This is a genomic window from Pseudomonas shahriarae, from assembly GCF_014268455.2.
GTDB lineage: Bacteria > Pseudomonadota > Gammaproteobacteria > Pseudomonadales > Pseudomonadaceae > Aquipseudomonas > Aquipseudomonas shahriarae.
The window spans coordinates 1,401,831-1,415,541 of record NZ_CP077085.1 but is presented as its reverse complement, the minus strand read 5'-3'; the positions used below and the strand labels follow the sequence as shown (position 1 = coordinate 1,415,541).

The window sequence follows — 13,711 nt, the reverse complement described above, 5'->3', positions numbered from 1 at the left end:
CAAGAAAAAGGAGACTCGCCATGTACCAATTGTTTATCGAAGGCCTGCAACGCCTGGGCCGTGCGCTGATGCTACCCATCGCCATCCTGCCGATTGCCGGCCTGCTGCTGCGCCTGGGTGACACCGACCTGTTGAACATCGCGGTGATGCACGACGCCGGGCAAGCGATCTTTGCCAACCTGGCGCTGATCTTCGCCATCGGCATCGCCGTGGGCTTTGCCCGCGACAACAACGGCACCGCCGGACTGGCCGGAGCCATTGGCTACCTGGTGATGGTCTCCACCCTCAAGGTCATGGACAGCACCATCAACATGGGCATGCTCGCCGGGATCGTCAGCGGGCTGATGGCCGGGGCCCTGTACAACCGCTTCAAGGACATCAAGCTGCCGGAGTACCTGGCGTTCTTTGGCGGGCGACGCTTTGTGCCGATTGTCACCGGGTTCTCGGCGGTGGGCCTGGGGGTGATCTTCGGCCTGATCTGGCCGCCGGTGCAGCACGGCATCAACAGTTTTGGCGTGCTGCTGATGGAAAGCGGCAGCCTCGGCGCCTTTGTGTTCGGCGTGTTCAACCGCTTGCTGATCGTCACCGGGCTGCACCATATCCTCAACAACATGGCCTGGTTTGTGTTTGGCAGCTTCACTGATCCGGCCACCGGCGCAGTGGTCACCGGCGACCTGACCCGCTACTTTGCCGGCGACCCCAAAGGCGGCCAGTTCATGACCGGCATGTTCCCGGTGATGCTCTTCGGCCTGCCCGCCGCGTGCCTGGCGATGTACCGCAACGCCCTGCCGGAGCGGCGCAAGATCATGGGCGGGATCTTCCTGTCGATGGCCCTGACCTCATTCCTCACCGGGGTCACCGAGCCGATCGAATTCGCCTTTATGTTCCTCGCGCCGTTCCTGTACCTGCTGCATGCGCTGCTCACCGGCCTGTCGATGGCGGTCACCAACCTGCTGGATATTCACCTGGGCTTTACCTTCTCCGGTGGGTTCATCGACATGGTCCTGGGCTGGGGCAAATCCACCAATGGCTGGCTGGTGATCCCGGTGGGCCTCGCCTACGCGGTGATCTACTACAGCGTGTTCAACTACTGCATCCGTCGCTTCAACCTGAAGACCCCTGGCCGTGAAGACATCCAGGTGGTACAGGCCGAAGCGATGAGTGATAACCAGCGGGCCAGTGCCTACATCCGCGCCCTGGGCGGTGCCGACAACCTGCTCAGCGTCGGCGCCTGCACCACCCGTCTGCGCCTGGACATGGTCGACCGTAACAAGGCCGTGGACGCCGAGCTCAAGGCCCTGGGGGCGATGGCCGTGGTGCGCCCCGGCAATGGCGGCAGCTTGCAGGTGGTGGTGGGGCCGATGGCCGACAGCATTGCCGATGAGATTCGCTTGGCCATGCCGACAGCCGGCCAGCCCTCGCCCTCATCTCCCAGCCCTCAGCCCGCGGTGGCCAACGTTGCCCCGCCCCAGGCCGAACAATGGCTGAACGCACTGGGCGGCGGCGACAATGTGCTGCAGCTCGATTGCGTGGCCATGACCCGTCTGCGCCTGCGCCTGGCCGATGACCGGGCATTGTCGGAATCCCAGCTCAAGACCCTTGGTTGCCAGGGCATCAGCCGGCTCGACGGCGGTATCTGGCACCTGCTGGTGGGCGAGTCGGCCCAAGGCTTGAGCACTGCCCTCAAGGCCCTTGCCAGCCGCGACCCGGTGCGTACCGGGGCCTGAGCCCGCTACTTATCTACCGCCCTGCCCAGGGCACGGCTGCCCATGCTGAGGGTTCTTATCCTCAGCATGGAGAGCGTGCCTGTGAGCACCACATCCCCAACCTTTGAAGGCATCAAAGGCAACCTCAATCAGATCGGTCATCACCTGCTTCAAGTCGATGCGCCGCTAGTGCCCGAACACAAACCCTCTGCTGCACTGGCCTATCTGGAAAAACTCAACGGCATGCTGATGTCCTATCGGCAGCTGTATCTGAACAAGAGCCGGCCGCTCTACCGAGGGCTTACCCAGAGCAACCTGGCCAGCCGCGTGGCAACGCTCAAGACCACGCTCAACGCCCATCTGCAGCACCTCGACCGCTATGAGCAGATAGATGGCAAGCCACGCAAATCCTTTATGACCTTTGAAGCCGGGTACGTCGCCCTGGCCCATGCAACAACCCTCAGTGCCGAGGACCGCCTGTTGCACCCGCAACAGCAGGCCTTGCTTGGGCGTATAGCGCAGGGCATAACCCTGCGCCCGGGGCTGTATGCGCTGACCTTGCGTTATCAGGAACAGAGCGTCGAGCTGGCGGGGGCCTTCGTGGTGACCGAGAAGTCCAGCCCGGTGCCCAGCGATCTGAGTTCTGCACTGCCCCTGGGTGAGGTAATGCTGTTTACCCCCACCCGCGGGATCGAGTGCCTGGGCTCCCTGGCGCAATTGAATACGCACTTGCGCCAAGGCATGGACGATGCCGAGCAACGGCGCGACTTCATGCAACTGCTGCCCGTGCGTTATCGCGATATAACACCGGCCGCGATCTGGCCGCTGGAATTGACGCCGATCGACAAGACCCCGCTGTTTGAACACACCGACGCCGCCCTGATCGCCAAGCGCACCCAGGACATCGAGCGGGCGCTGAGCCTGGTCGACAATCCGCAGCCGTCAGCCGCTCAACTGATCAGTGACCTGGATCGCGCCATCAGCGCCTCTGTGCCGGACATCAGCCCACGCCTGGCATGGCGCGCCCGCCGCTTGCTGGAGCGCTACCTGCGCCAGAGCGCACCGGACTGGTACCGCAGCGCCAGTGCAGACCGTCGGGCCACACTCGCCACCCACTTGGCGAGCTACAACGAGGCACGCCAGCATCTGCTCGACCTGCTGAGTCCGGTCACCAGCCCCGAGGCACTGGCCCGCTACCAACTGCTCGAACGCCTGAGCGATGAGCTGGACATCCAAGACCTGATGCCCGAGCACCTGGTGATCAACACCCGGCGCTACGTGGACCCCATCGGCGAGTACGAACATGACCGCAACCTGATCGACCTGGCCCTGCGCGGCCTGCAAACCGGCGATGCACTGGCGGGCTCGGACTTTCTCAACAAAACCACACTCACCTACCGGGATGCCGTGTTGCCCAAGGCCTATCGGGACCTGACACCCGCCTGGCTGGCGCAGACGCTGAGCACCCTGCAGCCACGTATCGACTTTGCCGACGCCCAGCAGCAGATGCACGGCAAACCCGCCGTCAGCCGGGCAATCGAACAGATGCTCGACCAGCGGATCAACGCGCTGGCCTACACGGCCTTGCTTCAGGGGCACCTCACTGAAGAGGACTTCCAGTTGGTGCAGAGCCTGCGCCAAGACACCGACCCGCGCCTGAGCGCCGCCACCCTGTCGCTGCACGAAGCCCAGTTGCAGGATATGTGGGTGCTGTGCCAGACCGATGCCAACGGCAGCGTGATCCGTGTGCTGTTATGCACCCCCGAGGCACCGCGCGAGCAGCAGTTTCAGGCATTCGACAGTGAGATCGCGTGCCAGAACCATATCCTCGGCTGGAGCCAGGACAGCGGCGGCCTCACCGACTACCTGATCAAGCGGGTTGCCCTGCGTTTTCGCGATGCAATGAAACAGGTATTGACGGGCCTGAGCTTCAAGTTTCACGCCCGGGAATACACACAGATCCGCTTTGGCAATATCGGCAAGCATGCCGACTGCCTCCAGGCCATGTCGGCCCATGTCCTGGCAACCCGGGTCGATGACTATGAATTCGGCACCCCGAACTGGTATCGCTCCACCAGCGTCGACAACCGCCAGAAACTGCTGAAACTGGCGCAAGACAGCGAAGGCGCACTGCAGGCCTACAACGACTTCCCGCTGTCCGATGCACAGGTTCCCAGCTTCTCCACCTACGTGCACGAACGGGCCAGAAAACGCCTGAACGAACTGCTCGGACGCCGTCAGAACGACATCGACCCCGATACGGTCTGGGCCTTCTCGCCCCCGGCGCTGCTCGCCTCATGGACCCCCACCCCCCTGACCTACACCCAGCTGTACCGCGATGGCTACGCCGACGGCGTAGGCTTTCTTGACGAGAAATTTTCGCGCGCCGCTCGCTTCAAAGGCCCGCCCGGTGTTGACCTGAGCCCGCTGACCGCTGAAAAGGTCGCCCGCTCGATCACCGGCACCTGGGTTGGCCAACACTACATCAACGAAGTCAAACGCCGGCTGCTCAACGCCGGCAGTGCCGACTATGCCTTGCGGCGCAATGCCACCCTGAGCATTACACAACGGCAGATGCAGAACGCCGCCCTGGAATGCCGCCTGCAAGGGCATATCGCCGGGGTCGATGGCGACTGGCTGGAACGCAGCATTGCCAGCATGGGCGATACCCGCACCGAGGTCCGTGGCACCTACGCCCTCCACCGCTTGCTGGTAGACGGCGAATGGGTGATCGATAACTTCCTCTTCAGCCACGCCGGTTTCCCGACGTTGCTTTACACCCCAAACGCCCCCGATGGCATCAGCTTTCGTGAGGCGCGACAGTTCAACTATCTGCTGAAAAAGACTCCCGGCATGGTCGGCTATTTCACCCTGCGGGTCGGTGCTCAATCCCAGGCGCGCGTACGCAACTTCCTGGAAGAGGCCAAGGCGCAATTACCCGAGGACTTGAACAAAACCTCCGTGAGTCCGCCGCGCTACGACTCGACCCACGGGCAAACCCCATTACTGGATCTGCGCCAGGCGCTGTACGACATGAAGCAGCAGCGCAAGATTGACGACGTTGAAGGCACCACGGCGAATCGCAGCCAGATGATCAGCAGTATTCTGTGGACCTGCGTGGAGTGGGTCAGCGGTATCGCTACCGCGCCGTTCCCCACCCTCAGCCTGAGCCTGGGCATGCTGTTGGCATTCAAGGACGGCATGCTGGCGCTGCACGCCTATCAGCAGGGCGATACGGGGGCGGCCGTGGAACACTTGATCGGTTACGTGCTCAACAGCGCCGGGGCGGCTTTTACCGATCTGCGCCCGGCCCTGGTGTCGCTCAAACAACTGGTAAAACCGGCCGTGCGCCCGGCCACCGAGGCTGCGGCGGCGCTGAACGAGGTCTTGAAGCTGATCCAGCCACTAGAGCCCAAGCCGCTGGCGCTTGAGGACATGCAAGCCGTGCTGTTCGGTGGCGAAGGCCTGTGGGCAAAAAAGACCCCCGACCCGATCGGCCGTTATTTGCTGTACCGCCTGGACCCGGCGACCGGCAGACTGGTTTCCACTACCCGCCTCGCCGCCCCCGATGCGCAAGGCGTCTGGCGGCGTACCGGGGTGACTGGCGGCGCGCCGAAATATGAAAAGCTGCCCGAGCCACCCGAGCCATTGAAGAACTATGAAATCCCGGCGAAGTACGCGGGCAAACTGGAGCTGGCCCTGAACCCGGATGTACGGGCCGGGATAGTGCAGCGAACCGAATGGGAGTTCGGCTCCCGGGACGTCGCACTGGAGAATGCTGCCCGAGACTTGAAAGCGGTGCGCGCCGCCTACTTGCAACAGGCCGAGCAACTGACAGCCGACGCCCGCCACTTTTTCAAACATCTCGCCCCACTACCAGCCCGCACCGATGTGCCGGCCATCGGCGCCGACACGTCCTTCTCGCAATGGATCGCCAGCAATGCCTTTGCCGGGAACAAGCCCCTGGTCATCGGCGCGATACCCGGCTCCATTGCCGCTAAACAACTGCTGATCACGCAGATGGACAGCTTGCTCAACCAAGGCTTCAAACACCTGTACATCGAGCACCTGCCAGCCGATATATTCCGGGCGAAACTGGAGAAGCTGAACAGCGGGAAATCCTGGCAACATATCCAACGGCACCTGAAAACCATCGATACCGCCTTGGGTTTTGCCGAGAATGCCGAATACTCCTACGTGGCCCTGGTGCGCAAGGCCCAGGAAAAGGGCATGAAGATCAGGGCCCTGGACGCATCCACCTCCTATCTACTGGATGACGTCCTGCAAATGGCCGACACCCCGACCACCACGCCCCGGGACAACGGGATCAGGAACTTCTACTCCCACAAAGCCCTCGAGACCGACGCCATCGACACACCCGGTGAGCGCTGGGTGGCCCTGGTGGATTCATCGCGCCTGCGCACTTTCGATGACACCCCCGGCCTGGCCGACTTGCAAGGTGCCGTTGCCCTGCGGGTGGACGACGTGGCCCCGGGCCAACCCGTGGGGATCTGGCTCGACACCGCCGGTGCCATTGCGGGCGATCCCTTGGCCAAGGGCGATTACCGCCTGGCCCTGCAGACCGCGTACAAGGCACCCGAACCCGCAGCGTCGTCCAGTGCGGCGACTGCCGCGGTCGTGGCGCATTACAGCGACTACGACATTCCCCTACCGCTCAGGGACAACCTTGCGCAACAGATCGTCGCCCACCGCGGGTTGGACAGCCGCTACTTTGCGCTGAATCCGCACGAGCGCGAAGCATTCCAGGCCTTCCAGAGCGCCAGGGATCGCCTGAGTAGCGATGCCCAGGCCTACCTGGCCAGCCAGGTACCGCCGGCAAGACCAGACCCGGCCGAACTGGCCGCCCACACGACCCCAGAGGCATTTCTGGAAAAACTGCGTCAAAGCGAGTTCCCGGGGCTGATCCTTGGTGAAGGGCACCAGGAGCAATCCAGCAAGCGCTGGCTGCGCGACCACATGAAAAAACTCAAGGAACTGGAGTTCAAGACGCTGTACGTCGAACACCTGCTGACCGATATGCATCAGGCGGACCTGGACATGTTCCTCAGCACGCAGCGGCTGCCGGACACACTCAAGCGCTACCTCACACGGCTGGATCGCGGCCATATGCCAGGCTACAACGGCGACGATACCTACACCGAAGTCATCCAGGTGGCGGCCAGGCATGGCCTGCGCATCCGGGCCCTGGACTGCACGGCCAGTTACCACGTCAAGGGGCTGCGGGACACGGTGCAGTCGCGCAACCAGATGTTCAGCTACTTCGCATCGCAGGTGATCAAGGCCGACCAGGCGGCCCACGGGCCGCATAAATGGCTGGCCTTCATCGGCAGCGCCCACACCAACATCAACCTGGGGGTGCCCGGCCTGGCGGAGCTGCAAGGCGCCGTCAGCCTGCAAATCCGGGACACGGCCCCGGCACTGGCGCAGAACATTCGCCCCGGTACTTGGGAGACGTTTGCCGAAGGCCTGACGCCTTACACCCGAGCCCTGCGCAGCGATTTCATCCTGGACGCCGGCGTAGAAGGCATCAAGGCCCCCTCCCCCTTCGTCCCCGCGGACAGGACACGCCTGAACCGTCCCGGCCTGTTCCTGATCGAACGCCCGTCGCCGGCGCAGAGCAACCTGCTGCATCGTTCCCGCAGCGGGGAAATCGTCTCGACACCGATCAAGGTCGACCACAACGGCCTGTTTTATGTCGAGCGCTGGGAGCCGATGCAGGGCAAGCGGTTCGGCTACGAAAACCTGTTGATCAGCGCCTTGAAGGCTGAAGTGGGGCTGGTGCCCGCACCGTGAGTGATTGAGGCTTGCCCATGGCGGCATGATCGCCCACAAAAAAACCCGCTGGCCAAGTCGGCCCAGCGGGTTTTCTGTCTACAGCCGGCCGATCAGAAATCCGCCAGCTGCCACACCTCATAAGCCGGTGTTTCATAGGGGTGGCTGAGCTTCAACGCAGCGACAACTGCCTTGATCAACTCATCAGCCACCACCAGCTCGACCTTCCATTCTTCAACCACTTCGACCTGGCCCACCTGCCCGATAAACGGCTGGCTGCCGTCCATCGGGCGGAATTGGCCCTGGCCCAGCACTTGCCAGGCACAGCTGTCGTAGTCGCCGATGCGCCCGCCACCGGCCGCGAAGACGGCGCTTTTCACCGCCTCCACATGGCTGTCGGGCACAAAGAAGCTGAGCTTGTACACGGCCTTAGTTCACCCACACACGAGCGTTACGGAACATGCGCATCCACGCACCGTCTTCGTTCCACTCTTCCGGGCGCCACGAGTTCTGCACCGCGCGGAACACACGCTCCGGGTGCGGCATCATGATGGTCACACGACCGTCGCGGCTGGTCAGCCCGGTGATCCCGCGCGGCGAGCCGTTCGGGTTGGCCGGGTAGTTTTCGGTGACCTTGCCGTGGTTGTCGACAAAGCGCAGGGCCACGGTGCCGGACAGGTCGGCTTCGAGCAGCGCTTCTTCGCTGGCGAACTCGGCATGGCCTTCACCGTGGGCAATGGCGATTGGCATGCGCGAACCGGCCATGCCTTGCAGGAAGATCGAGTTCGATTCCTGCACCTGCACCATGGCCACACGGGCCTCGAACTGCTCGGAACGGTTACGCACAAAGTGCGGCCAGAACTCGCTGCCCGGGATCAGTTCGTGGAGGTTGGACATCATCTGGCAACCGTTGCACACACCCAGGGTGAAGCTGTCGTTACGCTCGAAGAACCCCTGGAACGCATCGCGGGCACGGCTGTTGAACAGGGCCGACTTGGCCCAGCCTTCACCGGCACCCAGCACGTCGCCATAGGAGAAACCGCCGCAGGCCACCAGGCCCTTGAACTCATTGAGGTCAACACGACCGGCGAGGATATCGCTCATGTGCACGTCAATCGCATTGAAGCCGGCACGGTCGAACGCGGCCGCCATTTCCACCTGGCCGTTGACGCCCTGCTCACGCAGCACGGCAACCTGTGGGCGGATGCCTTTCTTGATGTACGGCGCGGCGATGTCCTGGTTGACGTCGAAGCTGAGCTTGGTGCTCAGGCCCGGGTTGTCTTCTTCCAGGATCACGTCGAATTCCTGCTCGGCACAGGCGACGTTATCGCGCAGGCGCTGGATCTGGTAGCTGGTCTCGGCCCACTGGCGTTGCAGCAGGCGGCGCTGGCCTTCAAACACGGTGTCGCCGTTGAACACGATGTTGATCACACCGTTGTTGATCGGCTGGCCGACCACGGCCACGCAGTCGCCCAGGCCAGCGGCGCTGAACTGTGCAAGCACGTCCGGGGTGGCGTCCTGGCGCACCTGGATGACCGCGCCCAATTCTTCGTTGAACAGGATGGCAGCGATGTCAGCGGAAGTTTCCGCCAGGCCGTCGAGGTTCAGGCTCAGGCCGCAGTGACCGGCGAAAGCCATTTCCACGACGCTGGTCAGCAAACCACCGTCGGAACGGTCGTGGTAAGCCAGCAGGTGGCCATCGGCATTCAGGCCCTGGATCACGGCGAAGAAGGCTTTGAGGTCTTCGGCGTCATCGACGTCCGGCGCCTGCTTGCCGAGCTTGCCGTGGGTCTGGGCAAGGATCGAGGCGCCCATGCGGTTCTGGCCACGACCGAGGTCGATCAGGATCAGGTCGGTGGTGCCCTTGTCCATGCGCAGTTGCGGGGTCAGGGTCTGGCGGACATCGGTGACTGGCGCAAAGCCGGTGACGATCAGCGACAGCGGCGAGGTAACGCTCTTGTCGGTGCCTTCATCGTTCCAACGGGTGGCCATGGACATGGAGTCCTTGCCCACCGGAATGGTGATCCCCAGTTCCGGGCACAGCTCCATGCCGACTGCCTTGACGGTGTCGTACAGGCGCGCATCTTCACCGGGGTGGCCGGCAGCGGACATCCAGTTGGCCGACAGCTTGATATCGGACAGCTTGCCAATACGCGATGCGGCGATGTTGGTGATGGTTTCACCAATGGCCATGCGGCCCGACGCCGGGGCGTCCAGCAGGGCCAGCGGGGTACGCTCGCCCATGGCCATGGCTTCACCGGTGTACACATCAAAGCTGGTGGCGGTCACGGCAACGTCAGCCACCGGTACCTGCCATGGGCCGACCATCTGGTCACGGGCAACCAGACCGGTGATGGTGCGGTCGCCGATGGTGATCAGGAAGCTTTTGCTCGCCACGGCCGGGTGGTGCAGCACGCGCTCGATGCTGTCGGTCAGGTCCAGGCTGCTTGGGTCGAAATCATCGCCCAGCTCGGCTTCACGTACCGCCGAACGGTGCATGCGCGGGGCCTTGCCCAGCAGCACTTCGAGGGGCATGTCCACCGGGCTGTTGCCGAAGTGGCTGTCGGTCACGGTCAATTGCGGCTCGGCAGTCGCTTCGCCGACCACGGCAAACGGGCAACGCTCCCGTTCGCAGATGGCCTGGAAGCGCGCGAAGTCTTCAGGGCCGACCGCCAGTACGTAACGTTCCTGGGATTCGTTGCTCCAGATTTCGTGCGGGGCCATGCCCGGCTCGTCGTTTGGAATATTGCGCAGTTCGAAACGGCCGCCACGGTCGCCGTCATTGACCAGTTCCGGGAAGGCGTTGGACAAACCGCCGGCGCCGACGTCGTGGATAAAGCTGATGGGGTTCTTGTCACCCAACTGCCAGCAACGGTCGATGACTTCCTGGCAACGGCGTTCCATCTCAGGGTTTTCGCGCTGAACAGAAGCAAAGTCCAGGTCCGCCGAGCTGGTGCCGGTGGCCATGGAGGAAGCCGCGCCGCCGCCAAGGCCGATCAACATGGCCGGGCCGCCGAGCACGATCAGCTTCGAGCCGACGAGGATCTCGCCCTTCTGCACGTGGTCTTCACGGATGTTGCCCATACCGCCGGCCAACATGATCGGCTTGTGGTAACCGCGCACTTCATCGCCACGGGGGGTGGTGATGGACTGCTCGAAGGTACGGAAATAACCGGTCAGGGCCGGACGCCCGAATTCGTTGTTGAACGCGGCGCCGCCCAGCGGGCCTTCGATCATGATGTCGAGTGCGGTAACGATGCGCTCAGGCTTGCCGTATGGCACTTCCCACGGCTGTTCGAAGCCTGGGATCTGCAGGTTGGACACGGTGAAACCGGTCAGGCCCGCCTTGGGCTTGGCGCCACGGCCGGTGGCGCCCTCGTCGCGGATCTCGCCGCCCGAGCCGGTGGCTGCGCCCGGGAACGGGGCAATCGCGGTCGGGTGGTTGTGGGTTTCAACCTTCATCAGGATGTGCACCGGCTCCTGCACCGCGCCGTACTGGCGGGTTTCCGGGTCCGGGAAGAAACGGCCGGCGACAGAGCCGACGATCACCGAGGCGTTGTCTTTATAAGCCGACAGAACGCCTTCGCTGTGCATCACGTAGGTGTTCTTGATCATGCCGAACAGGCTTTTTTCCTGGCTCTGGCCGTCGATATCCCAACTGGCGTTGAAAATCTTGTGGCGGCAGTGCTCGGAGTTGGCCTGGGCGAACATCATCAGTTCGATGTCGTGGGGGTTGCGCTGCAAACCGTTGAAGGCGTTGACCAGGTAGTCGATCTCGTCTTCGGCCAGGGCCAGGCCCAGCTCGGTGTTGGCCTTCTCGAGGGCGGCGCGGCCACCGCCGAGCACGTCAATCGCGGTCAGCGGCTTGGGCTCGGCATGGCTGAACAGGCCGGCAGCCTGTTCCAGTTGGCTGACGATGATCTGGGTCATGCGGTCGTGCAGGCTGCTGGCAATCAGCTCGGCTTCGGCATCGCTGAACTGGCCAGCCACGTAGAAGGCGATCCCGCGTTCCAGGCGCTGGATTTTTTCCAGGCCACAGTTGCGGGCGATATCGCTGGCCTTGCTCGACCAGGGCGAGATGGTGCCGAACCGTGGCAGAACCAGGAACAAGCGGCCAGTCGGCTCTTGAACGGGAACGCTGGGGCCGTACTTCAGAAGGCGTGCCAGCACTTGCTGTTCGTCGGCGGTCAAAACGCCGTTAACGTCGGCGAAGTGAGCAAATTCAGCATACAAGCCAGTGACAGCTGGAACCTTCTGGCTCAGTTGCTCAAGGAGTTTGCTGTGGCGAAAGGCAGAAAGGGCAGGAGCGCCGCGCAGGATCAACATCTTCGGGACAGCCTCGGGAAGGGGGTGTGCTTTGAGGCCGTGCATTCTAGCGTAAACCTGCGCCAACGGCACCCGAAACGGTGCCGCTGGCCGCTGCCGAACGTCAGTTGGCACAGATTGCACGGTATCGGGGCGTTTTCCAGGGTGGCCGACGCAGTTATTTTCACCCTCACCATTGCGCCCCAGGCCACGTTTCTGCGGGCTGCAGCACAGTTTCCCAGGCGCTAGCAGACAACTCCCATGCTGTCGAGATATGGCGCCGTGGGCCGTTTGCGTATACTGCCCAGATGTTCTCCCCAACTGCTTTGCGCCCGCGATGTGCCAAATGGCTCCTCGCCACCGGACTCTTCCTGATGCTCAGCGCCTGTGTTGATAAGCCCAGCACGCTCGAGCGAATCAAGGAGGATGGCGTATTGCGGGTGGTCACCCGAAACAGCCCGGCCACCTATTTCCAGGACCGCAACGGCGAAACCGGTTTCGAATACGAACTGGTCAAGCGCTTTGCCGACGACCTGGGGGTCAAGCTTGAAATCGAGACCGCCGACAACCTCGATGACCTGTTCGACCAGTTGGGCAAACCCGACGGTCCGGTATTGGCCGCCGCTGGCCTGGTCAGCAGCGAGCAGCGTAAACAACAGGTGCGCTTTTCCCATGCGTACCTGGAAGTCACCCCGCAGATCATCTATCGCAACGGCCAATCCCGCCCCACCAATGCGGCCGACCTGGTGGGCAAAAAGATCATGGTGCTCAAGGGCAGCACCCATGCCGAGCAACTGGCCGAGCTGAAAAAGCAGAATCCTGCGATTGAATACGAAGAGTCCGATGCCGTTGAAGTGGTCGACCTGCTGCGCATGGTCGATGAAGGGCAGATCGACCTGACCCTGGTCGACTCCAATGAAGTGGCGATGAACCAGGTGTACTTCCCCAACGTGCGGGTGGCCTTCGATCTGGGCAACGCCAGCAACCAGAGCTGGGCCGTGGCTGCCGGTGAAGACAACAGCCTGCTCAACGAGGTCAACAGCTACCTCGACAAGGTCGAGAAGAACGGCACCCTGCAGCGCCTCAAGGATCGTTATTACGGGCATGTGGATGTACTGGGGTACGTCGGTGCCTACACCTTTGCCCAGCACTTGCAGCAGCGCCTGCCCAAGTACGAGAAGTTCTTCAAGACCTCGGCCAAGGAAGAAAAGGTCGATTGGCGGCTACTGGCAGCCATTGGTTACCAGGAATCGCTGTGGCAACCGACCGTCACTTCCAAGACCGGCGTGCGCGGCCTGATGATGCTGACCCAGAACACCGCCCAGGCCATGGGCGTGTCCAACCGCCTGGATGCGCGGCAGAGCATCAAGGGTGGCGCCAAGTACCTGGCGATGATCAAGAGCGAACTGGACGACAAGATTCTCGAACCTGACCGCACCTGGTTTGCCCTGGCGGCCTATAACGTCGGCGGCGGTCACCTGGATGACGCGCGCAAGCTGGCGCAAAAGGAAGGCCTGAATCCGAACAAGTGGCTGGACGTGAAGAAAATGCTGCCGCGCCTGTCGCAGAAGCAGTGGTACAGCAAGACCCGCTACGGCTACGCCCGGGGCGGCGAGCCGGTGCACTTCGTGGCCAACATCCGCCGTTATTACGACATCCTGACCTGGGTGACCCAGCCGCAGCTGGAGGGCAACCAGATGGTGGAAGGCAACCTGCATGTGCCGGGCGTGGACAAGACCAAGCCGCCGCAAGATACCCCCCAACTCTGACCCCTGGGAACGATCAGACAGCACAAAACCCAATGTGGGAGCGGGCTTGCCCGCGATAGCGGTGGGTCAGTTGATGAGTATTTGACTGACCCACCGCTATCGCGAGCAAGCCCGCTCCCACATTTATTTTGTGGTGTT

Annotated in this window: 5 protein-coding genes; 3 read left to right on the top strand and 2 right to left on the bottom strand. The window is 62.8% G+C overall.

Features of this window, described 5'->3' with window-relative positions; translation table 11 throughout:
• The first annotated feature begins 20 nt into the window (after positions 1-20).
• Positions 21-1,727, top strand: coding sequence for an N-acetylglucosamine-specific PTS transporter subunit IIBC (nagE, locus tag HU773_RS06260; RefSeq protein WP_057960551.1), 1,707 nt, complete (start codon positions 21-23; stop codon positions 1,725-1,727).
• Positions 1,728-1,808: 81 nt separating this feature from the next.
• The gene (locus tag HU773_RS06255; RefSeq protein ID WP_186626237.1) at positions 1,809-7,520 is read left to right on the top strand and encodes a membrane-targeted effector domain-containing toxin; all 5,712 of its coding nucleotides are present in this window, start codon (positions 1,809-1,811) and stop codon (positions 7,518-7,520) included.
• Positions 7,521-7,612: 92 nt separating this feature from the next.
• Here the strand turns inward: HU773_RS06255 and HU773_RS06250 are convergent, their stop codons facing one another.
• Entirely contained in the window at positions 7,613-7,924 is a 312-nt protein-coding gene (locus tag HU773_RS06250; protein WP_057437975.1) for a YqfO family protein, read from the bottom strand.
• Positions 7,925-7,928: 4 nt separating this feature from the next.
• Positions 7,929-11,825 carry a phosphoribosylformylglycinamidine synthase gene (gene purL / locus HU773_RS06245; protein WP_115127489.1) on the bottom strand — a complete coding sequence of 1,299 codons (3,897 nt, stop codon included), beginning with the start codon at positions 11,823-11,825 and terminating at the stop codon, positions 7,929-7,931.
• Between the two features lie 287 nt (positions 11,826-12,112).
• Between purL and mltF the strand changes: the two genes are divergently transcribed.
• On the top strand, positions 12,113-13,573 hold the full coding sequence (gene mltF / locus HU773_RS06240) for a membrane-bound lytic murein transglycosylase MltF (RefSeq protein ID WP_128593877.1): 1,461 nt from the start codon (positions 12,113-12,115) through the stop codon (positions 13,571-13,573).
• Positions 13,574-13,711 lie beyond the last annotated feature (138 nt).

Excerpts from the sequence above, each read along its gene's own strand:
- purL (WP_115127489.1), bottom strand. The coding sequence starts at position 11,825 with ATGTTGATCCTGCGCGGCGCTCCTGCCCTTTCTGCCTTTCGCCACAGC.
- nagE (WP_057960551.1), top strand. The coding sequence starts at position 21 with ATGTACCAATTGTTTATCGAAGGCCTGCAACGCCTGGGCCGTGCGCTG.
- mltF (WP_128593877.1), top strand. The coding sequence starts at position 12,113 with ATGTTCTCCCCAACTGCTTTGCGCCCGCGATGTGCCAAATGGCTCCTC.